Source organism: Acinetobacter sp. YH01010 (assembly GCF_013420775.1).
GTDB classification, from domain to species: Bacteria; Pseudomonadota; Gammaproteobacteria; order Pseudomonadales; family Moraxellaceae; genus Acinetobacter; species Acinetobacter amyesii.
The window spans coordinates 83022-108372 of sequence record NZ_VOYF01000003.1; the positions used below are offsets into that span (position 1 = coordinate 83022).

Genomic DNA, 25351 nt, shown 5'->3' on the forward strand with positions numbered 1-25351 from the left:
CTGAATTGAGCTTGATCTGAAAATGATTGAGTCACTCATGATTCACTAAATGGGATCTGTAAACTCACTTTCAGACCACCCAATGTTTCACTTTTAGAAAATTTCAAATCCGCACCGATATGTTTTGCGGCTTTATCCACGATCGCTAGCCCTAAACCACTTCCAATTTCTTCATGATTATAAATTCGATAAAAGCGTTTTCGAATTTGCTCATATAAAGCTGGGTCGATGCCAGGCCCACTATCTTCAACCTGTACAACCGCCTGCCCCGCATGTTCAAAGACGGAGACATTAATCATGCCCTGTGCAGGGGTATATTTAATGGCATTATCAATCAAATTAAAAATGATTGAATGTACCGTTGGCTCAAGACTATATAAGGCAATGCTTTGTTGTTGCTCCATGCCAAGGTCAATATCTTTTTGCATCGCCAAATGTACCAGTTGCTCCACGCAATTGGTTGCGACTTGCTTAAGATCAAAATGTTGTTTGCGCTCAAGTTCAAAGACCGAGGCATCTTGTTTTGCCAAACTCAATAATTGACTGACCAAATGCTGAATACGAATTAAACCTTTACTCAAATTTTGTAGAGCGTCATCTTGTGGAAATTTTTGTAGCAAAATCTGCATTTGCAAATTCAGTGCGGTAATCGGGGTCCGTAACTCATGCGCTGCGTCAGCAATAAACTGGCGCTGTTCCTGCTGTGACAATGAAATTCGTTCAAACAACTGGTTCATTTCAATAATAGTCGGTGCAATTTCCTCTGGATACGGCATTTGAGAGATTGGAGAAAGTTCAAAGGCATCCCGTTTTGCCAGTTCTTTTTTAAATTTTTCCAGTGGGTTTAAACTGCGTTGAATCAACCATCCCAAAGCGATTAATGCAAAAGGTATAAAAACCAAATAGGGAATAAACATGCTACTGGCCAATTCTGCTGCAAGATGCTGTCGTACCGATTCTTGCTGACTGACCTGAATTTGCCGATCTGCAAGTGGCAAAATATAGGTATGCCACTCATCTTGTTGGGTATTGTGGGTATAAAAACCGGCTTTGGGCTGAGGCGCGACCAATAATTTTAATTGATGGGTTTGATGCGCATTGGACTGATAAGTCCACACATCAACAAATAAATCTTCTTCGTGATAACGCTTATGTTGATCAAATTCGCCGCGAATAGGCTGCGGATCATGCTCTGCAACACGTTCCGCCAAATTTTGCATTTGCGCATCTAAAATTTCATTAATTTCTTCAAGTGCAATTCGATAAGCTGAAAACACCAAAAGACAGCCCAAAAACATACTGAAAACAGACACATAAATAATTAGTCTCTTTTTCAGAGAATAAGGCTGCTGCATGGTTGATAATTCCTTTGCCTTAACCGAGTCGATAACCTAAACCACGAATGGTGCGAATAAAATCTTTGTCTAATTTTGTTCTGAGATGATGCACATACACTTCTATGGTATTACTACTGATATCACTATCAAAATCATAAAGCTTATCTTCTAAATTGGCTTTCGAAAAAATCTTATTCGGATGCGTCACCAGTGGAATCAATATGGCCCATTCACGGTTAGATAAATCAACATATTGCCCCTTATAGCGTGCAAGATGCTGCTCAATATCTAAAATCAATTCACCATGTTTTAAAATTTTCTGTGGTGCTTCGACTGAACTCAGCCCTGTGCGTCGAAGGAGCGCATGAACCCGTGCAAGTAATTCATCAAACTCATAAGGCTTAATCAGATAGTCATCTGCCCCATGGTTTAAACCATCTACACGATTTTGTAATTGATCACGTGCCGAGATGATTAACACTGGCAATTTAGGCTGCATTTGACGAATTTGTTTCAGGACTTGCATACCATCCATCATCGGCAAACCCAGATCTAGTAAGACGATATCAATCCCCCCTTGCATTATGAGCTTTAAGCCATCGATACCATTATTCACCCACTCGACTTCAAACTGTTGATAGTTCAACAAGGTTTTAGTCGATTCGGCAATCATGAAATCATCTTCAATAATAAGTATTTTGTGCATGGCTTAAGTCCTGCGCTGTACTGAAGTACATTGTTGCAACATATTGTTTTTTTCATCAATCACTTGAGTCTGCACATCGAGCAAACTCAATAGCGATGGAAATAGATTATCCTGACTTAATTTTTGGCTTTTTTGTGCCATTAAACAAGTATATTGCGCTGAATTATTTTTTTGCCACGCCGGTGAAAACCACATCAACATCGGTACATGGGTTTGCTGTGACGGTGCAATTGCGTATGGAGAACCGTGTAAATACAAACCATGCTCACCTGTCGACTCGCCATGATCGGACAAATACCACAGTCCTGTTTGATAGTTGTCAGTCACTTTTAAAGTGTTAATCAATTTACTCAGTACATGGTCGGTATAGACAATACTGTTGTCATAACTATTTATTAATTCCGTCGAGCTACATCCCTGTATGGCATTGCTATTACAGGTTGGCTTAAATTTTTGAAACGCTGCGGTACTTCGTTTGAAATAAGCAGGGCCATGACTGCCCATTTGGTGTAACACAATTAAACGGGGAGTTGGATCTGCTTTGGGGATCGAAGCCAAATATGCCTTCAAACCATCCACCAAGATTTCATCATGACATTCGCCATCGGCATCACACCACTTTTTCTTCAGCGCTTCAGGAAATTCATATTTTTCAACACGTGTGCATGTGCCCTTACAGCCTGAATTATTATCTAGCCACGTCACCTTATAGCCTGCACGCTGTGCAATATCGAGTAAACCTTCGCGATGACTTGCAAGCTGTTCATCATATTCGGTTCTCGGCATACCCGAGAACATACAAGGAACAGACACAGCGGTTGCGGTGCCACATGAACTGACTTGGCTAAAATTGATAATATTTTGCTGACTGAGTTCAGGATTTGTATTTTTAGCATAGCCATTGAGTGAAAAACTTTCCGCGCGCGCAGTTTCACCAACCACTAAGACCATCAATTTTGGTAAGCTTTTGGCGCTTACGTTTTCAACTATATGTGCATCTTCACCATAGCTCAGCAATGGCAAATTCTGTTTCGGTGCTTTTTTGTGATAATAGGAAAATGTCGAAGCGATACTGTTTTGTGGTGAGAGCATGCCTTTTAAGTCACGATGCTCACGAAAGATCGCAGCATAATCGACAAAATAAACAAACAGCAAAGCACCCATGAGGATGAGCGAAAGCACTATATGTAAACCCTTTTTGGCTACCACCGTGCTTAGGGCTTCTTTATGCAGTGGCAAAAGCCAGATCAATAGCACTGGCAAAATAACCAGTCCAAAGACCCAGATAAAAAATTGTGGCGAGATTAAATCCTGCACTTCCTTTACATCTGTTTGCATCATGTTCTGCACTTGGTCAGATGTAATGGTCACGCCTAAACTATTGACGAAATAAGCACTCAAGCCACCAATGATCAGCAAAACACTCGCCAAAAGTTTTGAATTCCATCGCCATTGCAGGAGTTGCATCAGCACATTATAAAGTGCCACCACCACCAGTACGGTTGCCGCTAAAAATAGTCCGGCCTTCAGCCCCGTATAAGGCGTGAGCTGCTGGATTTGCTGATAAAACGTAAGGTTCAAAACCACCCCAAGCCATAAGGCAAGCACGAGGTTAAATTGACTTAAACTAAGTCTTGGAATTTTTTGCTGTATTTTAGCTATGACCTGAAGCATATTGGCATCAATTATTGATCTTTGATGCCCTAATCTAAAAATTCAAACTTAAAAATCACTTAAAACTGATCAAAACCATGCAAGAAAAATAAAAAAAGGCGATGTAAAACATCGCCTTTTGAACAACTTAAATCAAGGTCTTAGAATTTAAATTCTAGGCCTGTACCCAATACAGGTTGTTCGCTTTCATCTGGACCTTGTTCAAGTGCCAAGTAACCCGCATAACCATAAGCTTTCACTTGTTTGCTAAATGCATAATCCGCACCTGCAATGAATTGCTGAGCTTCGTAATCCTCACCTGCTTTATAAGTCGTGGTATTTTGACTATATTGTGCTTTTACTGTCCAAGCTTTTGCAGAAGGTAGATTGTATTCTGCGCCGACTAACCAACCTTGAGCATCATCAATATTTGCTGCTGCAACATCATTACCTTTAGCAGCCTCAACCTCTGATGTTTGATACAGTGCTTTGAGTGCCAAACCGCCCTCAAGATTTACGCGACCAATCGCACGAATTGTATTTGCAGCAGCAAATACTTTGGTTCCAGTTATTTCAGAATTTGAAACAACTTTATCATTCACGGTATATGTACCACTATTTAGCGTCCCTACGCCACCAAAGTTCGATGGAATGGCTTTGTCATAGGCTAAACCTGCGACAACAACGGGGCTGTCATAGACAACAGACGCCGACCAAGCATCGCCAAGACCACGACCTGCAGTTTTTACTACACCTTTGTCGCTCTTGATTCCTGAAGATTCACCTGTAGCAAGCAATGCATTAACTTTAATTGCACCTTCAGCAATTTTAAATGCTGGTGATTCATAGACAACAACGTTATCTACACGGTTTTCACCCGTCATGATGCCTGTAACATCAGCACGGTTACCCACGTAGTTGTTGAATGTATCAACCGGACTAGACAATTGTTTTAATGGTGTATCGTGTGCACCGACTTTCAATGTACCAAGTTTCGCATCTTTCAAACCAACGAAGCGGTTACGCTTAGACCAGTCATCGCCTTCGCCGTCTGAGTTAAATGCCCATTCAATTGCATAAATTGCGCTTAAACGCTCAGTCAGTTTTTCATCGCCCTTTAAACCCAAGAAAGAACTGTTTGAACTGATTTCAACGACATCTTTATCTGAAACACCCGTTTTATTATCTTCAGGTAAATAATCAACTGACGCATCAATTTCACCGTAGAAGGTTGGTGCTGCAAAGGTTGACCCGGCCAAAAGGCTCAATGCGATAGCCGCTGCTAACTTAGTTTTCATCAAAAATTTTCCTTAAATTATTTTGTAACAGATATTACACACGCGAAACATATTACAAAATTATTAAAATAATATTTGCATTGCTCTTTTAGTGCTTTAGCTGATAAAAAACAACCAAAATCATGATTTAGAAGTGATTTTGGTCATTTTTTGATGCTTTTCCCCAAAATAGAATCGGGACTAAGCTCAATGCAGCCAAACCTGTGATCCAAAATAAATAAGTGCTATAACCCAACTGATCGGCCACTATGCCACTGATGCTATACAGCCCCCCACTCACCGTAGCCATAATGGCAACCTGAAATGTAAAGTCCGTTGCTGCAAATACTTTACGACTATATTGCATCACCAAAGTCAGCATGATCACGAGCAGCATGGCTGAAATCATGTCTTCGGCAGCATTGATCCCATAGATCAGCCATTCATGAACTTTCTGTTTTGCCTCGAACTGCAAAGCCAGCCATGCATAGGCTAATAAGCTGAATATTTTCAATACCGAATAGAAAACCAAGGCTTGCGCCCGAGAAATATACTTCAAGCTTAGACCAGCAACCCCCGCCCCAATTAAAGCAGCCACAGCACCCAGCATGGTGACATACAGACCAATTTGACTAAAACTCAATCCTAAATCGACCATCAGCGGCTTGAGTAAAGGACCTGCCAGACCATCTGCAAGCTTAAAACTCAATAAGATCATCAGCCATAGTGTGAGGGTTTTGGTTTGGGTAAAATAAGCCAAATACTGGCGAATAGCATAGAATAAGCCTGAAGTATGTTTATAGTTGTTATCATTCTCTGGACTAGATTTTATGTTGATTGGTAGCTTTGAAGGTTCTCGATACAGAAAAATAGGAATGGTATTGATGAACACCAATGCCGCTAAAAACAGAAAGGTGGCTTGCCAATCCAACCAATCTAAAGCCCAAAGTACAGCGCCACCACCGACAATAAAGCCGAGTCTGGAACCAATCACCTGAAAGGTATTGCCCCAGTGCTGTTGGTCGGTTTTTAAAATATTGACAGCCAAGCCATCGGTTGCGACATCTTGAGTCGCACCGACCAAATTCATACTGAGTAAAGCCACAAAAAACAGCAGCAAATACATCGGTTCATTCAAACTTTGGATCGGCAGAAAAGACAGGAAGACCAAGACCAGCACGGACAACAACTGCATTGGAATAATCCAACTCCGATAGTGCCCTTTGGACTTTGAACCATGTCGATCAATCCACGGTGCCCAGAAAACTTTGATCGACCATGGCAGCATGAGTAATCCAAAGCCACCAATATGTGCCAAAGACACACCTTGCGCTCTTAAAATCACCGGTAAAGCATGTGTCATAAAACCGACAGGTAACCCTTGCGCCCAATATAAGGAAAACAGTAAAAGATAGAGCTGACGAAGCTGGATCATAAGTTCCTAAATGTTGAATGCGCTGAAGTTACATTTAGAGTAGTCAAAATACGGCTATTTTGCCAATGATCTAAAAAAATCATCGACCTAAGATAAAGGTCAATGCTGATGCCGTATTTTTAAATGTGCATCACATCAAAAATGGATTTCACTTATATAAGAATATGCAATGAATCAAAAGACTCAATTATTTCCGGTTTTGCCCGATCAAGTTCCATCACTAGGCTCCATCCTGAGCCGCGCTATTTTTAAAAAACTTTTTTTGGCACAAGGATGGAAATTTGACGGCGAATTTCCCAACCTTGCCAAAGCTGTGGCAATCATTTCTCCGCATACTTCTAATATAGATGCATGGCATGGTTTTCTCGCCTTGCTTGGGATCGGGATAAAAATAACCATTTTTGGTAAAAACACCCTTTTTGATACTCCCTTAAAACCACTTTTGGATTGGGTCGGCGTGATCCCTGTACAGCGTGAAAATCCACATGGACTGACGCGTGAAATTGCAGAGATTGTCCAAGCGACAGATCAAATTTGGATTGGAATGGCACCTGAGGGAACACGAAAAAAAGCCGATAAAATCCGCAGTGGTTTTTACTATATTGCCTATGAAGCACAGATTCCTATTGTGATGTTTAGCTTTGATTATGCAAAGAAAACCATTCATTGCTTGGGTGTTTTTGAACCGAGTGGAGATTTTGAAACTGATCTCGAAAAAATTTTGAAGATATATGACGGGAAATTTTCCCCGAAAAATCCCGAATGGTTGGCATTGCCGTTACAAAAGCACTGGAAAAAGCCCTAGTCAAATGGCTATTTTTTTGATGTGATGTGCACTTTGTATATTTAACCATCAGATTTCACCCATGAAACTTTTGCAATACCTGATTCCTAGCCTCTTTGTATTGGCACTCACTGGCTGTGATTCTGCAACCAAAACGCCTGCAACCACGACACCTACACCTGCCAAAGCACGTGAACCGGTGATCGCGATTGCGCTCGGTGGTGGCGGTGCCAAAGGTTTTGCTCATATTGGTGTGCTTAAAGTGCTTGAATCGCACGGTATTAAACCTAAGATTGTGACTGGGACCAGTGCGGGTAGTTTTGTCGGCAGCTTGTATGCCAGCGGTAAAACACCATATCAAATGCAGCAATTGGCCCTGAACTTTAAAGAGTCTGATATTCGTGATTTAACCTTAAATAGCCAAGGCATTATTCAAGGGCAAAAACTGCAAGACTTTGTTAATAAAAACGTCGGCAATAAATCAATTGAACAATTTCCAAAGCGCTTTGTTGCTGTAGCCACCCGTTTGGATAATGGCAGTAAAACTGAATTTAACCGTGGTAATGCAGGCCAAGCGGTACGTGCATCGTGCAGCATTCCGAATGTATTTGTACCTGCGACTATTGCAGGGGTGAAATATGTCGATGGTGGTTTAGTCAGCCCGATTCCGGTGAAAACCGCACGTGATATGGGTGCAGATATTGTAATTGCGGTGGATATTTCTGCGCGTCCTGACGGTAGCAAAGCCGTAAGCATGTTTGGTTTACTCGATCAAACCATTAACATCATGGGACAACAAAGTATTAATGAAGAACTGAAAAATGCTAATTTCGTGATTCAACCTAAAGTGGGACATATCGGCACACTCGATTTGAAGTCGAGCAATGCGACGATTTTAGAAGGTGAAAAAGCCGCACAGCTCAAAGTGAATAGCATTATTAAGGCGATCGATAACTTTAAACAGTCCCCTGCGGCCTTTAAACCAGCACCAAAAGCGAAAATATAATTCAACGATTTTTTTTATATTCATTGAGTTATACATCTGCTACATTGATATAGATGCTGGTTCATCTATATCAATTCACCCTTATATAAGAGTAGATGTATGGAATTTATTTTAGAACCTTGGCACTGGTTTGTATTGGGCGTCGTTTTGATGCTTTTTGAACTGATTTTGCCGTCTTTTGCTGCGCTATGGTTTGGCGTTTCTGCAATTTTGGTTGGGATCTTATATTGGATCTTTCCATCCATGGACTTTAATGTCCAAATTGTGGTTTGGATTATTTTTGCCGTGCTCTGCACATTTTTGTGGTTCAAATTTATTAAACCTTTATCCATCGATAAAACCAAAGCAGGTCTGTCCCGTGAAGCGACGATTGGCCAAGTGGGTATGGTGATTCAAACCCAGCTCAATCATGGCAGCGTTAAAGTTCGCTTCCCGATGCCTGTTTTAGGTTCAGACGAATGGCATTGCCGTACCCAAGATGCACTTCAAGTCGGCGACCGTGTTCGCGTGACCGATATTTTAGGCAATGATTTAGTCGTCCAACTGCACAGCAGCAACCACCCCACTGACAATCCATAAATAAGTGAGAAATGACATGTCTGGTGTTTCTATTGTTTTTTTAGCGCTCTTAGTTTTTGTAGCCGTCACCATTTTTAAAGGTGTCCGTATTGTTCCCCAAGGTTATAAATGGATTGTTCAGCGTTTAGGTAAATACCATACCACGCTCAATCCGGGGCTGAACTTTGTGATTCCGTATGTCGATGAAGTGGCTTATAAAGTCACAACCAAAGATATCGTGTTAGATATTCCCTCTCAGGAAGTGATCACACGTGACAACGCGGTACTGCTGATGAATGCTGTGGCTTATATCAATTTAACCACACCTGAAAAAGCAGTTTACGGTATTGAAAACTACACATGGGCGATTCAAAACTTAGTTCAAACCTCTTTACGTTCAATTGTCGGTGAAATGGACCTCGATGATGCACTTTCATCGCGTGATCATATTAAGGCTAAACTTAAAGCTGCTATTTCTGATGATATCTCTGACTGGGGTATTACGCTTAAAACTGTAGAAATTCAAGACATTAAACCTTCTCATACCATGCAAGCAGCAATGGAAGAGCAAGCAGCAGCGGAACGTCAACGTCGTGCGACAGTCACCAAGGCAGACGGTGAAAAACAAGCGGCTATTTTGGAAGCTGATGGTCGTTTAGAAGCCTCTCGTCGTGATGCAGAAGCTCAAGTGGTACTGGCAGAATCTTCACAGCGTGCAATTGAAATGGTGAGTTCAGCCGTCGGCGATAAAGAAATTCCAGTTGCGTACTTACTGGGTGAACAATACGTTAAAGCCATGCAAGATATGGCTAAATCTAATAATGCCAAAACTGTGATTTTACCTGCGGATGTACTGAATACGATTCGTGGTGTGATGGGACGTAATAACTAAATCTTCGCATTAATTAAAATGGGTCGTGATATACGGCCCATTTTTATGCCCAAAACAAAAAAGAAGGCAAAGTTTGTCAATTTATGTTTAAATTTCACGTTATTTTTTTGACGTTTTAGGACTTATCGTTCGATTTCACCTACTTGGCTTAGGCAAATCCCATTGAGTCCCCTAATTAAACGCAATTGTCCAACGCCAAAGCGGATACCGTATGAGCTCCCTGAATCCCACCCTAATTACCTTTCTCTTTTATATTGTCGCCATGGTCGTGATCGGTTTACTTGCATACCGTGCGACCAGTAACTTTTCTGACTACATTTTAGGTGGCCGCCGATTAGGGAGCTTTGTCACTGCCCTTTCTGCAGGTGCATCGGATATGAGTGGTTGGTTGCTCATGGGTCTTCCGGGGGCGATTTACCTTTCAGGTTTATCTGAAATGTGGATTGCAATTGGTCTGATCATCGGTGCTTGGCTCAACTGGCTACTTGTGGCAGGTCGTCTTCGTGTACATACCGAAGTTCAAAATAATGCTTTGACCCTACCTGACTATTTCTCAAATCGTTTTAACGATCAAAAGAAAATCTTACGTATCGTGTCAGCTGTGATTATTTTGATTTTCTTCGCAATTTACTGTGCTTCAGGCATGGTTGCAGGCGCTCGATTATTTGAAAGTATGTTTGGTATGTCGTATAGCACTGCGCTTTGGATCAGTGCCATTGCAACGGTGAGCTATGTGTTTATTGGTGGCTTCCTTGCTGTCAGTTGGACCGATACCATTCAAGCGGGCTTTATGATTTTTGCCTTGCTACTTACCCCTATCGTGGTCATGTTGTCATTCTCTGATTTAAGCCAGTTCACTCTGGCACTAGAAGCGGCACGCCCTCAAGCCATGGATGTATTTGCTGACTTAAGTTTTGTCGCAATCATGTCTTTATTGGCATGGGGCTTAGGCTATTTTGGTCAACCGCATATCTTAGTGCGCTTCATGGCAGCTGATTCTGTTAAATCGATTCCCAATGCACGCCGTATTGGTATGACATGGATGACGCTCTGCCTCGGTGGCGCAGTTGCAGCAGGCTTCTTCGGTATTGCTTATTTCCAACAGCATCCAGAACTGGCAGGTGTCGTTACAGCAAACCCTGAAACGGTCTTTATGGAATTGACTAAAATTCTATTTAACCCATGGGTGGCAGGTATCGTATTGGCTGCGATTTTAGCTGCGATCATGAGTACCTTAAGCTGTCAGCTTTTAGTCTGTTCAAGTACCTTAACTGAAGACTTTTATAAATCATTCTTACGTAAAAATGCTTCACAAAAAGAATTGGTTTGGGTCGGCCGTATCATGGTGTTAATGATTGCGTTGCTAGCGATCTATATGGCGGCTAATCCTGACTCTAAAGTCCTTGGTCTCGTCGCATATGCATGGGCAGGCTTCGGTGCTGCATTTGGCCCACTGATTATCATGTCATTGTTCTGGAAACGCATGACACTCAATGGTGCTTTAGCAGGTATGGTGGTTGGTGCTGTTATGGTTATTCTATGGAAAAACCTCTGGGGCGATACAGGCGTTTATGAAATTATTCCTGGCTTCATTTGCTCACTACTTGCAATCATCATTGTAAGCTTAATGGGCAAAGCACCATCTGCTGAAGTCACTGAAAAATTTGAAGAAGCAGATCGTATCTATAAAGAAAGTATTTAAGACCAATAGCACTTAAATTTAAGCTCTAATTTTTAATATCTGCAAAAAAGGACGCCTAGCGTCCTTTTTTGTTTTTATCATGTCATCCATTTAGATATTACTTAGAGGTTTATTGACTTCTGTTCCAAATGTACTTGATATAAAAAAGCCCACAACATGTTACATGTGTGGGCTAATGTCTTTACTGCGTCATATTAACTTTGACGTTTTAATAAAAACTGCGTGATCTTGTGTAATTCTGCTGCATCTTCTGCAAAATAATCCAAAGCTTGAAGTGCTTGTGCATGTAATTCTTCTGCATATGCTTGCGCTTGCTCGAGACCCATTAACGCAGGATATGTGGATTTATCCACTTGTTGATCTTTACCCGCTGTTTTACCCAATGCTTCAGTGTCAGCAATAATATCTAAAATATCATCTTGCACCTGAAAGGCTAAACCAATCGCAAGACCAAATTCACGGAGTTTAGGAATGGCTTGATCTGTGCCATTAAATATCGTCACTGCCGCCATCATGATTGCAGCAGAAATTAAAGCACCAGTTTTATTTCGATGAATGTTTTCTAGTTCATCCTGACTGACGTGTTTGCCTTCCGCTTGTAAGTCTAGGACTTGTCCATTGACCATTTTTGAAGTTGCAGTCGCTAAAATTTGCATTTGCTTTAAGATAATCGGCGCTTCAACTGCTGGGCCTTGATCAAAGAGACGACTGCCTAAAACTTCAAAAGCCATCGATTGTAAAATATCGCCAGCAAGTAAGGCCGTATCTTCACCAAAAGCCACATGACAAGTTGGTTGACCACGACGAAGTAAATCATTGTCCATACACGGCAAATCATCGTGTGCCAATGAATAGCAATGAATAAATTCAATTGCCACCGCAGCACGGCGTACTGCTGCAAAATTGGTATTGGGTTTTAATGCTGCTGTTGCATAACAAAGTGCCGGTCGAACACGTTTTCCACCCAACATCACAGCATGATACACCGCCCCTTTTAAGGGTTCTGGAATTGAAAATGCATCAAGCGCTGTCAGTAAATCCTGCTGAATACGCTGCTGCGCTTCTGTCAGGGCATGTGTGGAAACGTCTGTTAAAGAAGACACATTCACCTCAAATACTTTAAATATTTAACTGCTTCGTTCATTAGCAAATCGACTGCCAATGTTTTCTGTCAATTTTGACCTGTTGCATCATACTGCTTTCTCAGATCTTTCTCTATGTTACGACCTAAATCTATGTGTTTTTCCCACAGTCTGATGGTTTTTTAAATGTCGTTTCCTCAAATAGCGCCACATTTTGTCCATCATTAAAACAGGTACAATTTTTCGAGCCTTTCTTGGCTTGATATAAAGCCTGATCGGCACGTGTCAATGTTTCAAAAAATGACTCTGTACCATCCCACAAGGCCACTCCGCATGAAATACTCAGTTGTAAAGCCTTATCTGCATAATTCATCGAAGAAGCATAGATTTGCTCACAACATTGTTGTGCAATCGAACATGCAGTCGATATAGCCGTGCGTGGCAAAATCATTGCAAACTCTTCCCCACCCATGCGATATATTTGTGCATCTGCGTGTTGACTAATTTGCATCCTTAAAAGCTGCGCACTTTTTCTTAAAACTTCATCGCCAAACGCATGACCGTAGATATCATTGATTTGCTTAAAATTATCTAAGTCGAGCATCATCAAACAAATTTCATCGGCTTGTTCAACCGCGAAGCTTTTTTGCCACTGAGAAAGGTCTAAATCAAAACCTCGTCGATTTTTTATCCCTGTCAGATAATCAAAATAAACTTGTTGTTCGAGTTGTTGGTTATGTTTCAACAGCGATAATTCGAATTGCTTTAAATTTGTAATGTCCGCACAGCACAACAACACATGTTCCAAATCGCCACTTTGTTGAAACTTTGGTTTGAGCGTGAACCAATAATGCCGTTCGTTTTCACTATACATAAAGGGTTCAATGCTATCGTTCTCAAAACAGCGTAAATCAAACTCAGAACTTGTGGCTTTGGTCTTTTGCTGCATCTCAGACACGTGATTTAATACGATCTCTTGTAAGTCTGACTGAAATCGATGTTTAAATATTTGATTGGCGCATATCAGCTCAGCTGTCGCAGAAAATAACGCAGCAGGCATTGGCAACGCTTCTAATACAGACAATTGTTCAGTAGGTATTTCCGATTTTATTAAGTCTTTTTTAAGCATGGTTTCGCTACTTTTTTCAGGGCAAAGCTACGCAAAATGCTAACAAAATTAATCCGGCATAAATCACAGAAACTTTCTAATATTAAATGCAGTTCATATTATATAAAAAGATATACCAATTCATGATTTGCTTATTCATATAAAAGATAAAGGCAAAAAAAAGCCCCTGCAAAGCAGAGGCTGATTTCAAATTAGATGTTAAATGCTTAATCCAAACTATCCGCAGGAATACGCACCCAGCCTTCCATTAAGACACGCGCACTTCGGCTCATCACGGCTTTTTTAACGACCCACTGACCATTTTCATAAATTGCTTGCGCACCTACACGTAGCGTCCCAGACGGATGTCCGAAACGCACAGCTTCTCGCTCCCCACCACCCGCGGCTAAGTTCACAAGCGTTCCCGGTATCGCCGCAGCTGTACCAATGGCAACTGCCGCTGTGCCCATCATGGCATGATGCAGTTTCCCCATCGACAAGGCACGAACCAATAAGTCCGTATCTTGTTCTGAAATTTGTTTAGAACTCGAAGATGTATAGGCTTTCGGCTTTGAAACAAATGCAATCTTTGGTGTATGTTGACGTTGCTCTGCTTCAGCAATATCTGAAATCAAACCCATTTGTTGTGCTCCATAAGCACGGATTTTTTCAAAACGGGCCAATGCCTTGGCATCACCATTGACCGCATCTTGCAGTTCAGTGCCGACATAACCAATATCTTCTGCATTTAAGAAGATGGTTGGAATACCTGCATTAATAAATGTTGCAGGGAAACTGCCTTCATCGGGTACGGTTAAGGTATCGACCAAATTCCCTGTAGGGAACATAGCGCCGCCATCTTCACCATCATCTGCGGGGTCTAAAAATTCAATTTGAACTTCGGCTGCTGGGAAGGTCACACCATCTAGTTCAAAATCACCGGTTTCTTGTACTGCACCATCAGTAATAGGTACATGCGCAATTATGGTTTTTTGAATATTGGCTTGCCAAATACGAACCGTACACAAACCATTTTCAGGAATACGTGATGCCTCAACCAAACCATTTGAAATGGCAAATGCACCAACCGCTGCCGTTAAGTTTCCGCAGTTACCACTCCAGTCGACAAATGCTTTATCTATCGACACTTGTCCAAATAGATAGTCTACATCATGCTCAGGCTGTGAACTTTTTGCCAAAATCACGGTTTTACTAGTACTTGAAGTCGCTCCACCCATCCCATCAATTTGTTTGCCATAAGGATCTGGACTGCCAATCACACGCAATAAAAGTTGGTCGCGAACTTTTCCAGCTTGTTGTGCTGCAAGCGGCAAATCATCTAGCTTGAAAAATACACCTTTACTTGTACCACCACGCATATAAGTCGCTGCAATCTTAATTTGGGGAGCAAAACTCATTTTTATTGAATCCTTAATCTTTATCATTGTGTTTTGGCAGAGCGTTCTTTTCTGCGCTTTTGCATCATACAATGTTTAATTGAAGTTTTAACAATCACATGACTTAAGTATAAAAAAACAACATTCGATACCTTTTCCATATAAAGCCAAGTATCAGAATTTCATTTAAAATAAAATTAATCTATTGATTCATAAATTTTTAATTCAGCATTTAAGACAAAAAATAGGTTATCAAACCTATAAATATTTTTCATAAATTTTGAGCTACTAGGCTATTCATTCTCTATACATTACAATTACCAAAATTAAACCATTCTCGGGAAGAGTAACTTGACTACCAATTCCTCCGAACTCAAGCGTGGCTTAAAGAATCGTCATATTCAATTGATTGCCATGGGTGGTGCAATTGGTACAGGCTTATTCTTGGGCTCAGCGCATGTGATTCAATCTGCTGGACCATCCATTATTCTTGGCTACGCCATTGGCGGTTTGATCGCCTTTCTAATTATGCGTCAGTTGGGTGAAATGATCGTCCATGAACCTGTAGCGGGTTCATTTAGCCATTTTGCATATAAATATTGGGGGAAATTTCCAGGTTTCTTAACAGGTTGGAACTACTGGATTCTCTATATTTTAGTGGCAATGACAGAACTCACCGCTGTTGCGAAATACATCAACTACTGGTGGCCTCATATTCCAGCGTGGGCATCTGTACTGTTCTTCTTCGTGATCATTACTTTAGTAAACTTAGGTAATGTGAAGTTTTATGGTGAATCAGAGTTTTGGCTGTCGATTATTAAAGTCACTGCGGTTATTTCGATGATCGTATTTGGTTTGTATTTGCTACTGACTGCAGATGCTAACTCAACAGCTTCATTTACCAACTTATGGAGTCAGGGCGGCTTCTTCCCAAATGGTTTTGAAGGCTTATTCTTCATGCTGGCTTTCTTGATGTTCGCCTTCGGTGGTATTGAACTGATTGGTATGGCGGCAGCGGAAGCTGAAAATCCAAAAGAAACTATTCCTAAAGCGATTAACCAAGTTGTTTTTCGTATTTTGATTTTCTACGTGGGTTCTTTGACTATTCTATTATCACTTGTGCCATGGAATCAGCTTGAACTAGGTGGTTTAGACAAAAGTCCATTTGTGATGATCTTTAGCCAACTGGGTATTGATTGGGCTGCACATTTACTGAACTTCATTATTTTAACTGCAGCACTGTCTGTTTATAACAGCGGTATGTATGCCAATAGCCGTATGCTTTACAGCTTGGCGAAGCAAGGTAATGCACCAAAAGTTTTCGCAAAAACCAACAAAAGTGGCGTGCCAATTCCAGCGGTATTACTTTCTGCAGTCCTGATTTTCGGTTGCGTACTCTTAAACTACTTCGTACCTGAAGATGCGCTGGGTCACTTAATGTATGTGGTGGTTGGTGCACTTGTCCTTAACTGGGCGATGATTACCATGACTCACTTACAGTTCCGTCGTGCAAAACGTATTTTGAATTTTACAACGTCTTATCCTGCACTTTGGGCACCAGTCAGCAACTACATCGTTCTGATCTTTATTGCTTTAGTTCTCTTTATTATGTGGACTCAGGGCTTTATGGAATCTGTTCTAATGATCCCTGTTTGGATTACAGTCATGTTATTAATGTTTAACTATCTTAATCCTAAAGATTTGAGCGACATTGACCCCAATGAAGTTCATAAAGACTAAGTAATTTAAAAAGTTATTGTTTCGGCAATAACTTTTTTTTTAGCTAAAATAGGAGTACATTAGCCTCCGTCTTGCGCTCTTAGCTTAACTGGATAGAGCAGTTGCCTCCTAAGCGACCGACGTGGGTTCGAGTCCCGCAGAGCGCACAATTTCTGAGATATCCCTCCTCCCTGTATTTGTAATCCCCCATATACCAATAAATATAAAGAAAGAACCTTTCACACTAAAAACCCATCAATTACAGTTTTTAACTTAGTTATTGTTTTTACAAAGATTACTGTTCAAAGACTATTTTTAAGAACAGTTAAATAGCGCTTTAAAATGTGCTAGCCACCTACCTCTCAATGCAAAAAACGACACATAGTATGGTCCATAAGGCCAAAAAATCAATTTATGACTGCTCATATCAAAATTTTTTCAATTTTTTTCTAGGTTTAGAAAATAATGCGCTAAATGAAAATATTAAATAATAATCAAAATGTTATATATACTAATTAGTACTTTTACTCTAAAAATAGCAACTTTTAGCCATATTTTTCAATCTAGAGCATTTACTCTTATTTTAATTGTGCTATTTTTGTCACATGGAGTAACAATTAAGCCTAAGAGTATTAAGAAGTTTTCCATAACGAATATATGCAGTAACCATAAAAATCAAATTCGTATCTCAAGGAATGACGAAGAATGAAATTAAAAACTTTAGCTACAGCCATGATTCTTGCTTCAGTTCCAATGACAGGTGCTTTTGCAGCAGCACTAGATCGTTCAGGACAATCTATTTCTGCATTTTTACAACCAGGGAACTATTTTGAAGCAGGTATTTCGGTTTTAGATCCGAATGTTTCAGGGAAGATGAACAGCACTGCACCTGCTAGCAACCCAACATTAGGAGCTCTTGCTAATACATCACTAGATGACATGGCGGGTGATTACTATTTTCCACAAGCAGCATTAAAATTACAGCTAACTGATAATTTTTCTTTTGGTTTACTATATGATCAACCTTTTGGTGCAGAAGCTAAATATAGTGCAACAGATCAAACACTACCAGTTGCAGGTAACCCTGGCGCATTCCAATTAATGGGCGAAACAACTGAAGTCGACGTTCACACCCAAAATATTTCGATGATATTTGGTTTTCAACCGACTGAAAATTTCAACATTTATGGCGGTGGTGTATATCAAACAGTAAAAGGCGATGTTCAACTACGTGGTATTGCATATGGAGCAAACCAAGCTCTCGGTTTATATAATGCAAATATGAAAGAAGATAGCGCCGTTGGTTGGTTAGCAGGATTAGCTTACCAAATCCCAGAAATTGCTTTAAAAGCATCTATTACTTACCGTTCTGAAATTGATCACGAAGCTGCAACCACAGAAACTGGAAACAGTGCTCTACTTGGCGGTGCTTTTTCAACACGTGCTGACACCAAGATCACTACACCTCAGTCTGTTAACCTAGATTTTCAAACTGGTATCATGGCCGACACTGTCGCATTTGCGAATGTCCGTTGGGTAGATTGGTCAAATTTCGCAATTCGTCCAACTGCTTTTGGTGCAGCATCTGAAACACTAGGTGCCATTGGTCGTGGCCCAGTGGGTGGGTTTGATCTTGTTGCTTATACTGATGATCAAATCAATGCTACAGTCGGTGTAGGTCGTAAATTTAGTGAACAATGGGCTGGTAACGTCTCTGTAGGCTGGGATTCAGGCGCAGGTAACCCTGTATCAACACTTGGTCCTACTGAAGGCTACTGGAACGTAGGCTTAGGTTTACAATTCAGCCCAGCGCCTAACTACTTTATCGCAGGTGGTGTTAAATACTTCATGTTAGGTGATGCTGAAGCACAACCTGCATCAATGTTTGGTACAAATGAATCAGTAGCATCATTTGAAGATAACGATGCTTGGGCATACGGTTTAAAAATCGGTTACCGCTTCTAATTTAAATATGATTCGGGCCATAGTTCGCTATGGCCCTAACTTTTTATTCTTTCCCTATCTTGTTTGATCAAACAATAAACATTTAAATTTACTAAAACATTTATCAAAAACTAAGCTTTTTACTCTAATTTTTCATTTAAAAATCATAAAGATAATTATCAATCACTAGAATAAATACTCTAGTCATGCTCATTTTTTAACTTCCCTAGTTCAATTTTAGAGTAGCAACTCTTATTTACTGTTTTTCTATTTATGTTACTTTCCACACATTGAAATAACATCAAAAGTTACGAACAGGGAAAAGTATGCGCTTAAATCACCTTAGCTACGCAATTTTACTTACCGCTTTACCAACAGCATCATTATTTGCAGCGGGTCTAGATCGTTCAGGTCAGTCTATTTCAGCATTCTTACAACCTGGTAACTACGCAGAAGCAGGTATCACTGTTCTAGATGCAGAAGTAAAGTCAAATGAACTTAATGTCGATGACATGGCGAAGTCATATTACTTCCCTTCCGCTGCTGTCAAAGTACAAGCGACTGACAAAATTTCACTAGGTTTAATTTACGACCAACCATACGGTGCAGAAGCTGAATATGATGCTGCATCGCAAGTATTTGGTAATGGTGCTCAAGGTACATCTGTAGATGTTAAAACTGAAAGCTTAACTGCCCTAATTGGTTACCAACCAAACGAAAATTGGAACTTTTATGCAGGTCCAGTTTGGCAAACTGTAGAAGCCAATATCAAACTACGTGGTGCTGCTTATGGTGGTAATGCCAAACTTGGTACTTATAACATCGAAATGGAACGTGAAGAAGCTTATGGCTGGTTAGCAGGTGTTGCTTATTCGATTCCTGAAATTGCATTAAAAGCGGCTATTACCTACCGCTCTGAAATTGAACATAATACAAAATCCAATGAAACTACGCTTCTACCGTATCCATCTTTAAGTGCGCTGACATCATCTGTTGATGCAACAACACCTCAATCAGTTAACTTAGATTTCCAAACAGGTATTGCTAAAGATACGCTAGCATTTGCCAATGTTCGTTGGGTACATTGGAGCCAGTTTGCGGTTAAACCAACTTTACTTGGTAACGTAAGTTCAATTCCAGCACCTCATGTCCGTCAAAATCTTATTGATTACTCAGACGACCAATGGTCAGCTAATGTTGGTGTAGGCCATAAATTTAACAGCAAATGGTCTGGTTCTGCATCTGTAGGTTACGATTCGGGTGCTGGCAACCCTATTACGACTTTAGGCCCTGTTGAAGGGAATTGGAATGTTGGTCTAGGTGGTCAATATAGTCCTGCTGAAAACTATTTCATCCAAGCAGGTGTTAAATACTTCTGGTTAGGTGATGCTACTGCTCAAACTGGTGGTAATCCAGTAGGTGAATTTGAAGATAACCATGCGCTTGGCTATGGTTTGAAAATAGGCTATCGCTTCTAAGTTGTTAGAACAGCTTTGCATTAAACAAGAAAGGGCGCATAAGCGCCCTTTTCTATAACCAGCTATACAGAATTAAGCTGGAATATCACGAACTGAAGCATTACGAATCGCTTCTTTTAATGCAGCATAGCCATGAATTGGTGGGAATTGTGGAAATTCTGCAATCACATTGTCAGGCGCATCAAATAAGAAACCCGCATCTGCTTCACCAAGCATCGTCGTATCGTTATAAGAATCACCTGCTGCAATCACCCGGAAGTTTAACCCATGCAATGCTTGAACGGCTTTACGCTTTTGATCAGGTTGACGAAGCTTATAAGCTGAGATCATACCATTTTCATCAGTTTCTAATTTGTGGCAGAAAATCGTTGGCCAACCAAGTTGCTGCATTAATGGATGTGCAAACTCATAGAAAGTATCTGAAAGAATAATCAATTGAAAATGAGTACGCACCCACTCTACAAACTCTTTTGCACCTTCAAATGGCCCCATATCTGCGATTACGTCTTGAATATCGTTTAAACCCAAACCGTGTTGTTTTAGGATATTTAAACGCTGAGTCATCAACACATCGTAATCTGGAATGTCACGAGTCGTTGCTTCAAGTTCTTTAATGCCTGTTTTTTTCGCAAAATTAATCCAAATTTCAGGTACTAAAACCCCTTCTAGATCTAAACAAACGACTTCCATGCACTCTACCCTCTGTTATGTGAAAAAAATTTTTCATTATCATAGCGGAAGAATAAAAAAATGCATTGTTCTTTTTTAAATCTGTTTTTTTCATAAGTATCTATTTTTTAGTGATAAGTGTGTTTTAGCATTTCCATTAAAATAGTTCTGAAATAAATTAATATAGGTTTTAACGTTCCAAGCCTATAGCCAGGACATTCATGACTACCATCCCTACTATTGACCTTGTCGATGCACTTGCATCTGAATATGCAGATAAATCACCTTCTGAGATTATGAAACTTGCGCTTAGCCAGCAAGGTGAAGTTGCGATTTCCTTTTCTGGTGCAGAAGATGTTGTACTGATTGATCTTGCATCGAACTTAGGGATTCCTTTTCGTGTATTTAGTTTAGATACCGGTCGCTTACACCCTGAAACTTACCAATTTTTAGATACTGTCCGTAAACATTATAAAATTGATATCGAAATCTGTTTCCCAAAAAGTGATGCGGTACAAAAACTGGTGACAGAAAAGGGCTTTTTTAGCTTCTATCAAGATGAACATAAAGAATGCTGTGGTATCCGAAAAGTACAACCTTTGCGTAAAAAACTAGCCACTTTAGATGGCTGGATCACAGGTCAACGTAAGGACCAAAGCCCTGGCACACGTAATGAAATTCCTGTGGTACAAGCAGACCCCGGTTTTTCAGGTCCGGGCAAGCAATTGATTAAATATAATCCTTTGGCAAACTGGTCTAGCGCTGATGTATGGAACTATATCCGTCTCATGGAAATTCCATATAATCCACTACACGAACGTGGCTTTATCTCGATTGGCTGTGAACCATGTACTCGACCTGTTTTACCGAATCAACACGAACGTGAAGGTCGCTGGTGGTGGGAAGATGCAACCCATAAAGAATGCGGCTTACACGCAGGCAACATGAAAAAATAAAGATCACAAAACCACTGCATAGCAGTGGTTTTTTTCAACGCATAGATACACATAATTCCGTATCATTTCAACGTAAAAACGCTATACTGCAAATGACAATTTAATAATTCTAACAATGCTACTCATACATGAGCAGCTGTAGAAATTGCAGTGAGGCAATCAACGCTATGCGTCCATTACATCCTATTGATTTCATATTCTTAAATTTAGAGAAACGGCAACAACCGATGCACGTAGGTGGTCTATTTTTATTTCAGATCCCTGACAATGCACCAGATACTTTTATTCAAGATTTAGTCGCAGATATTCGTAATTCAAAATCCATTCCTATTCCTCCTTTTAACAATAAACTCAACGGCTTCTTTTGGGATGAAGACGAAGAGTTTGATTTAGATCATCACTTCCGCCATATCGCACTGCCGCATCCCGGTCGTATCCGTGAACTTTTGACTTATATTTCACAGGAACACAGTGCGCTGATTGACCGTGCAAAACCGCTTTGGACCTGCCATATTATTGAAGGCATTGAAGGCAATCGTTTTGCCATGTACTTCAAAATCCACCACGCGATGGTCGATGGCATTGCAGGTATGCGTTTAGTTGAAAAATCGCTTTCGCATGACCCAGATGCTAAAAGTATTGTGCCACCATGGTGTGTAGAAGGCCCTCGTGCAAAACGCCTGAAGCAGCCTAAAGCCAGTCGTATGAAAGGTCTGTTATCGACCATTAAGGGACAACTTGACTCTACTCCACGAGTTTTGTACGAACTGTCACAAACCGTGATGAAAGATATGGGGCGTAACCCAGATTATGTGTCTAGCTTCCAAGCGCCGAGTTCAATATTAAACCAACGGGTCAGTTCTTCACGTCGTTTCGCTGCTCAGTCTTTTGAATTTTCACGTTTGTCACATATTGCCAAGTCACTTGGTGTAACAATTAACGATATTGTGCTCGCAATTTGTTCAGGTGCATTACGTGAGTATTTAATTACACAAAATGCATTACCTAAAAAGCCATTGATTGCCATGGTGCCTGCATCTGTGCGTACCGATGATTCAGATATGTCAAACCGTATTACCATGATTTTGGCCAATCTTGGAACCCATAAAGAAGATCCGCTAGAACGGTTGAAGATTGTGCGTCGTAGTGTGCTCAATGCCAAAGAGCGCTTTAAGCGGATGAACTCGAATCAAATTTTAAACTACAGTGCTTTTGTCTACAGTGCAGCAGGTTTAAATATTGCATCAGGCTTCATGCCAAAACGTCAGGCCTTTAACTTGGTCATTTCGAATGTTCCCGGCCCACAAGAGCCGTTATATTGGAATGGTGCACGTTTAGAAGCGCTCTACCCAGCGTCTATTGTTTTGGATGGTCAAGCGCTTAATATCACCATGACCAGCTATTTAGATAAGCTTGAAGTTGGTTTAACCGCATGTCGTAATGCGCTGCCAAAAATGCAAAATTTACTCACGCATTTGGAAGAAGAAATTCAACGATTTGAAACTATTGTGAACCAAGATTCCCCAAAGTTACAGGCGGTTAGCTAACCGCCTGTTTCTAGATTTGGTATCAATTCATCAGCATCTTGAACCATACATAATGATAAAAACCCGTCTAAATTAAACAATCTAGACGGTTTTTTAGTATTTGAACTTTGATTGATTTTTTGGAGCAATTTATGTGTATAAGCTAAAATTTAGGTGAACAAATCCGTTGCTATTGTTTAATTATGACTTGTAGATACGAACTGATAATTAAGTTTATTTTCCATTATTTATAAAATTTTAGCGCATTAAATATTTTAGAATTGCGCGTTAGCACTTTAACCCTCTGGATTACATTATTTATATTTCAATATTTAAGCTTTAATTGCTCGGCACTGTTTAAGTAACTGATGACAAGCAGAACGAATCATAGACGCTGTAATTTGAACCTCATTACCACGCTCATCCACGATATAACCTGAATGGATCGCTTTTGCTTCAACAACAGTTTTAAGACCACTTTTCATTACTGTTTTACTAACACCCATAGTACACCTCTTTTTGCTAAGCCATTTTCAAGTCCAATGCAGGAAAATGGCTTTGGCTATTTGATGTGTCTAGTATTCAAAATAACAGTTCAAAAGTAAAATCTCAGTTGTAACAAGTGTTTAACGATATTCTGTTACAATTTCAGCTCAGAATGATATCGTATTGCTCTTGCGTATATAAATTTTCCACTTGGAACTTGATCACACGGCTAATAAAGTGCTCTAAATCAGCTACCGCAGGTGCTTCAGCAGTTAACAATCGGTCAATCACCGACGGATGTGCCACCACGGTAAAACCACTTTGTGACTCATAAGCACGTGCATATCTCAAGATTTCACGGAAAATTTCATAGCAAACTGTTTCAGCCGTTTTCACATAACCACGCCCCTGACAGGTTGGGCAAGAATCACAAAGAAGATGCTCCAAAGATTCACGGGTGCGTTTCCGAGTCATCTCCACCAAACCCAGCTCAGACACTTGAGTGATCTTGGTTTTTGCATGATCGCGCTCGAGCATTTTCTCAAACTGGCTCATCACTTCTTCACGATGATGTGCTTCTTGCATATCAATGAAGTCAATAATGATAATCCCGCCCAAGTTACGTAGTCGAAGCTGACGTGCAATGACCTGTGTGGCTTCCATATTGGTTTTAAACACAGTGTCTTCAAGTGAACGACCACCAACATAGGAGCCAGTATTGACATCAATCGTGGTCATGGCTTCAGTTTGATCGATCATCAGATAGCCGCCAGACTTAAGTGCTACACGTGTCTGTAAGGCTTTCTGAATATCTTCTTCGACATTGTACAAGTCAAAAATTGGACGCTCACCTGGATAATGCAGTAAGCGATTTTGCATACTCGGTACAAATTCTTGGACAAACTCTTGCAATTTGCCATGTACTTCGCGTGAGTCGACCTGAATTTTAGACGTTTCTTCGTTGGCTAAATCACGGATGACGCGTTGCGGTAAAGGCAGCTCTTCAAAAATCAAAGATGGCACAACAATACTGCGTTGTTTACGTTGTATGTATTCCCACAGTTTTGCTAAATAAGCCATGTCCTGCGCAATTTCACATTCAGGAATACCTTCAGCAGCAGTACGAACGATGACTGAACCCGGTAAATTGTGTTCCTTTTGAATGCGTTCAATCATGCTACGCAAGCGATCACGTTCTTCTTCAGACTCAATGCGCTGTGAAACACCGGTATGACTGCCATATGGCATTAAAACGAGGTAACGGGAAGGAATAGAAAGATCAGTTGATAGTCGTGCACCTTTTGTACCCAACATATCTTTCATCACTTGTACGGTGAGTACTTGTCCCGGTTGTAACAGCTCAAAAACGTTCGGGGTCGGTTGATTGCGCTGCCAGACCATATCATTGATATGTAAAAAAGCCGTTCTCGACAATCCAATATCAATAAAAGCAGCCTGCATACCCGGAAGCACACGAACAACTTTCCCTTTATAAATATTGCCCACTAACCCACGCTTCACGGTGCGCTCAACAAATAATTCATTGACCGTACCGTTTTGAATCAACGCCACCCGACATTCCATCGGTGTGACGTTAATCAACAACTCGTCAGACATATCAAAACTCAAAACATTA

21 protein-coding genes and 1 tRNA gene are annotated in these 25351 nt (G+C 40.5%); 11 read left to right on the plus strand and 11 right to left on the minus strand.

The window, feature by feature from the left end:
- Nucleotides 1–35: 35 nt before the first annotated feature.
- From FTT77_RS03580 to FTT77_RS03600, 5 genes are all read right to left on the minus strand, one after another.
- On the minus strand, nt 36–1355 hold the full coding sequence (locus FTT77_RS03580) for an ATP-binding protein (RefSeq protein ID WP_180085196.1): 1320 nt from the start codon (nt 1353–1355) through the stop codon (nt 36–38).
- Between the two features lie 19 nt (nt 1356–1374).
- Complete coding sequence (locus tag FTT77_RS03585) at nt 1375–2043, minus strand: response regulator transcription factor (protein WP_180089255.1); 669 nt, start codon at nt 2041–2043, stop codon at nt 1375–1377.
- A 3-nt stretch (nt 2044–2046) separates the two neighbouring features.
- Nucleotides 2047–3717, minus strand: a complete 1671-nt coding sequence (locus FTT77_RS03590) for a phosphoethanolamine transferase (protein ID WP_180085198.1) — start codon at nt 3715–3717, stop codon at nt 2047–2049.
- A gap of 140 nt (nt 3718–3857) precedes the next feature.
- A complete protein-coding gene (locus FTT77_RS03595) occupies nt 3858–4994 on the minus strand; it encodes a porin (RefSeq protein WP_180108921.1) in 1137 nt (378 codons plus the stop codon).
- Between the two features lie 127 nt (nt 4995–5121).
- Entirely contained in the window at nt 5122–6408 is a 1287-nt protein-coding gene (locus FTT77_RS03600) for an MFS transporter (RefSeq protein ID WP_180108922.1), read from the minus strand.
- A 169-nt stretch (nt 6409–6577) separates the two neighbouring features.
- Here FTT77_RS03600 and FTT77_RS03605 point away from each other — a divergent pair, with 169 nt between their 5' ends.
- The 5 genes from FTT77_RS03605 to putP all read left to right on the plus strand — a co-directional run bounded on the left by FTT77_RS03605 (nt 6578) and on the right by putP (nt 11350).
- Complete coding sequence (locus FTT77_RS03605) at nt 6578–7213, plus strand: 1-acyl-sn-glycerol-3-phosphate acyltransferase (protein WP_180108923.1); 636 nt, start codon at nt 6578–6580, stop codon at nt 7211–7213.
- Nucleotides 7214–7274: 61 nt separating this feature from the next.
- Nucleotides 7275–8198: a patatin-like phospholipase family protein gene (locus FTT77_RS03610; protein WP_180108924.1), complete on the plus strand. Its 924-nt coding sequence runs from the start codon at nt 7275–7277 to the stop codon at nt 8196–8198.
- Nucleotides 8199–8297: 99 nt separating this feature from the next.
- Nucleotides 8298–8777 carry an NfeD family protein gene (locus tag FTT77_RS03615; protein ID WP_111885593.1) on the plus strand — a complete coding sequence of 160 codons (480 nt, stop codon included), beginning with the start codon at nt 8298–8300 and terminating at the stop codon, nt 8775–8777.
- 16 nt (nt 8778–8793) lie between these two features.
- Nucleotides 8794–9648: an SPFH domain-containing protein gene (locus FTT77_RS03620; RefSeq protein WP_180108925.1), complete on the plus strand. Its 855-nt coding sequence runs from the start codon at nt 8794–8796 to the stop codon at nt 9646–9648.
- 211 nt (nt 9649–9859) lie between these two features.
- Nucleotides 9860–11350, plus strand: a complete 1491-nt coding sequence (gene putP / locus FTT77_RS03625; RefSeq protein WP_180026493.1) for a sodium/proline symporter PutP — start codon at nt 9860–9862, stop codon at nt 11348–11350.
- 194 nt (nt 11351–11544) lie between these two features.
- On the opposite strand, the gene FTT77_RS03630 is transcribed toward putP, so the two are convergent.
- From FTT77_RS03630 to prpF, 3 genes are all read right to left on the minus strand, one after another.
- On the minus strand, nt 11545–12453 hold the full coding sequence (locus FTT77_RS03630; RefSeq protein WP_078193048.1) for a polyprenyl synthetase family protein: 909 nt from the start codon (nt 12451–12453) through the stop codon (nt 11545–11547).
- Between the two features lie 130 nt (nt 12454–12583).
- Nucleotides 12584–13561 carry a GGDEF domain-containing protein gene (locus FTT77_RS03635; RefSeq protein WP_180108926.1) on the minus strand — a complete coding sequence of 326 codons (978 nt, stop codon included), beginning with the start codon at nt 13559–13561 and terminating at the stop codon, nt 12584–12586.
- 206 nt (nt 13562–13767) lie between these two features.
- Entirely contained in the window at nt 13768–14958 is a 1191-nt protein-coding gene (prpF, locus tag FTT77_RS03640) for a 2-methylaconitate cis-trans isomerase PrpF (protein ID WP_180108927.1), read from the minus strand.
- 330 nt (nt 14959–15288) lie between these two features.
- Here prpF and FTT77_RS03645 point away from each other — a divergent pair, with 330 nt between their 5' ends.
- The 4 genes from FTT77_RS03645 (at nt 15289) to FTT77_RS03660 (ending at nt 20078) form a co-directional block, all read left to right on the plus strand.
- Entirely contained in the window at nt 15289–16677 is a 1389-nt protein-coding gene (locus FTT77_RS03645) for an amino acid permease (protein WP_078189974.1), read from the plus strand.
- Nucleotides 16678–16750: 73 nt separating this feature from the next.
- A tRNA-Arg gene (locus FTT77_RS03650) sits at nt 16751–16823 on the plus strand.
- Between the two features lie 538 nt (nt 16824–17361).
- Nucleotides 17362–18621 carry an OmpP1/FadL family transporter gene (locus tag FTT77_RS03655; protein WP_180026496.1) on the plus strand — a complete coding sequence of 420 codons (1260 nt, stop codon included), beginning with the start codon at nt 17362–17364 and terminating at the stop codon, nt 18619–18621.
- 305 nt (nt 18622–18926) lie between these two features.
- On the plus strand, nt 18927–20078 hold the full coding sequence (locus FTT77_RS03660; RefSeq protein ID WP_180004312.1) for an OmpP1/FadL family transporter: 1152 nt from the start codon (nt 18927–18929) through the stop codon (nt 20076–20078).
- Between the two features lie 72 nt (nt 20079–20150).
- Here FTT77_RS03660 and thrH read toward each other — a convergent pair whose 3' ends face one another.
- Entirely contained in the window at nt 20151–20768 is a 618-nt protein-coding gene (gene thrH, locus FTT77_RS03665; RefSeq protein WP_078189978.1) for a bifunctional phosphoserine phosphatase/homoserine phosphotransferase ThrH, read from the minus strand.
- A gap of 200 nt (nt 20769–20968) precedes the next feature.
- Between thrH and FTT77_RS03670 the strand changes: the two genes are divergently transcribed.
- Together FTT77_RS03670 and FTT77_RS03675 are read left to right on the plus strand one after the other, a co-directional pair.
- A complete protein-coding gene (locus FTT77_RS03670; RefSeq protein WP_180026497.1) occupies nt 20969–21703 on the plus strand; it encodes a phosphoadenylyl-sulfate reductase in 735 nt (244 codons plus the stop codon).
- A 167-nt stretch (nt 21704–21870) separates the two neighbouring features.
- On the plus strand, nt 21871–23250 hold the full coding sequence (locus FTT77_RS03675) for a wax ester/triacylglycerol synthase family O-acyltransferase (protein WP_180026498.1): 1380 nt from the start codon (nt 21871–21873) through the stop codon (nt 23248–23250).
- Between the two features lie 311 nt (nt 23251–23561).
- Here the strand turns inward: FTT77_RS03675 and FTT77_RS03680 are convergent, their stop codons facing one another.
- Both FTT77_RS03680 and rng read right to left on the minus strand, forming a co-directional pair.
- The gene (locus FTT77_RS03680) at nt 23562–23735 is read right to left on the minus strand and encodes a PA1571 family protein (protein ID WP_168379036.1); all 174 of its coding nucleotides are present in this window, start codon (nt 23733–23735) and stop codon (nt 23562–23564) included.
- A gap of 142 nt (nt 23736–23877) precedes the next feature.
- Nucleotides 23878–25332 carry a ribonuclease G gene (gene rng / locus FTT77_RS03685; protein ID WP_111885603.1) on the minus strand — a complete coding sequence of 485 codons (1455 nt, stop codon included), beginning with the start codon at nt 25330–25332 and terminating at the stop codon, nt 23878–23880.
- Nucleotides 25333–25351: the final 19 nt, after the last annotated feature.